Raw genomic sequence first — 1,833 nt, forward strand, 5'->3', positions numbered from 1 at the left:
ACCAGGCCCGGCATGGGGGAGACGACCAGTTTGGCCATGTCCGGCTTTTCCTTCTCCGGCAGGCGCACATGCAGTTCCGCGGAGCGCGGCGAGCAGACGATGGCCGTGGCGGTGAAGCCGCGATGGCGCATCACATAACCCTCAGTGCGGTCCGCGAAGACCAGCGCCATCTCCTGCCCGTCGATCCGGGCCACGAACAGATGCTGGCCCGGCTGCCAGTCCGTCTTCAGCGTGATCTTCTCCGCCTGCAGCGAAGGCGACCAGATGGAGGCCTCGCCCTCACCGGTCAGCGCGATCTCCACCGGGATGCGGCGCTTGTCCAGGAAGATCACCCAGTCACGCTGCTCGACCGTCTCTTCCGGACGGATACGGCCCTCGATCTGGCCCGCCCGGCGGGTCTGGATCTCATGCACATAGGCCGCCGCACAGCTCATCGCGATCAGCTGGTCCTCACGCGGCGCGGTGCCGTGGAAGCCTTCGGGGAAGTGTTCGGGGATATAGCCGGTATGGATACGCCCGGACCGGAAGTCCTGCTCGTCCAGAACCGCCGACAGGAAGGGCGCATTGGACTGCAGACCCTCCACATGCAGACGGTCCAGCGCCTGGGCCAGCGTGTCGATGGCGATCTCGCGCGTCTTTCCATAGCCGATCACCTTGGCGATCATCGGATCATAGAAGAGCGAGATCTCATCACCCTCGCGCACACCGCTGTCGATGCGCAGCTTGCCCTCGCCCAGCTGGCCCTCGGCCGGCTCGATGAAGTGTTTCAGGCGTCCGATCGAAGGCAGGAAGCCGCGATAGGGATCTTCCGCATAAAGCCGCGCTTCCACAGCCCAGCCCTCCAGCGGAACCTCGATCTGCTTGAAGCCCAGTTCCTCACCGGCGGCCACGCGGATCATCTGTTCCACCAGGTCCAGATCCGTGGTCAGCTCGGTGACGGGGTGTTCCACCTGAAGACGGGTATTCATCTCCAGGAAGTAGAAATTCTTGTTCTTGTCGACGATGAACTCCACCGTGCCGGCGCTGTCATAGTCCACCGCCGCCGACAGGGCGACCGCCTGCGCGCCCATGGCGGCGCGGGTCTTCCTGTCCAGGAAGGGCGACGGGGCCTCTTCCAGAACCTTCTGGTTACGCCGCTGCACCGAGCATTCACGCTCATTGAGATGCACCACATTGCCATGCTTGTCGCCCAGAACCTGGATCTCGATATGGCGCGGTTGTTCGATGAATTTCTCGATCAGGATGCGGTCATCGCCGAAGGAGGATTTGGCCTCATTGCGGGCCGCCTTGAAGCCCTCCTTGACCTCTTCATCAGAGCGCGCGATCCGCATCCCCTTGCCGCCGCCGCCGGCCGAAGCCTTCAGCATGACCGGATAGCCGATCGCCTTGGCCGCCGCCAAAGCCGTGTCGGCATCATTGATCTCGCCATCGGCACCCGGGATCGTCGACACGCCCGCCTTCGCCGCCAGCTGTTTGGAGCGGATCTTGTCGCCCATCGCATCGATGGCGTTCACATTCGGCCCGATCCAGGCCACGCCGATCGCTTCCAGCGCCTTGGGGAAGGCCGCATTCTCCGACAGGAAGCCAAAACCGGGATGCACCGCATCCGCACCGGTCGACTTCACCGCATCAAGAATCTTGTCCAGAACCAGATAGCTCTCACCCGGCGCCGGCGGGCCGATGAACACCGCCTCATCCGCCATCTCAACCGCCAGGCTGTCAGCATCCGCTTCCGAATAAACAGCCACAGTCGCAATCCCCAGACGCTGACACGTCTTGATCACGCGAACTGCAATCTCACCGCGATTGGCGATCAGGATTTTCTTGAACATG

Annotated in this window: 1 protein-coding gene; it reads right to left on the minus strand. The window is 63.1% G+C overall.

What is annotated here, in order from left to right:
• Positions 1-1,832, minus strand: a 1,832-nt coding sequence (locus tag I0K07_RS15730) for an acetyl-CoA carboxylase biotin carboxylase subunit (protein WP_203295152.1), incomplete at its 3' end; no start/stop codon positions are given.
• Position 1,833: the final 1 nt, after the last annotated feature.

The sequence above is a fragment of the Maricaulis parjimensis genome (genome assembly GCF_016817355.1).
Lineage (GTDB): Bacteria > Pseudomonadota > Alphaproteobacteria > Caulobacterales > Maricaulaceae > Maricaulis > Maricaulis parjimensis.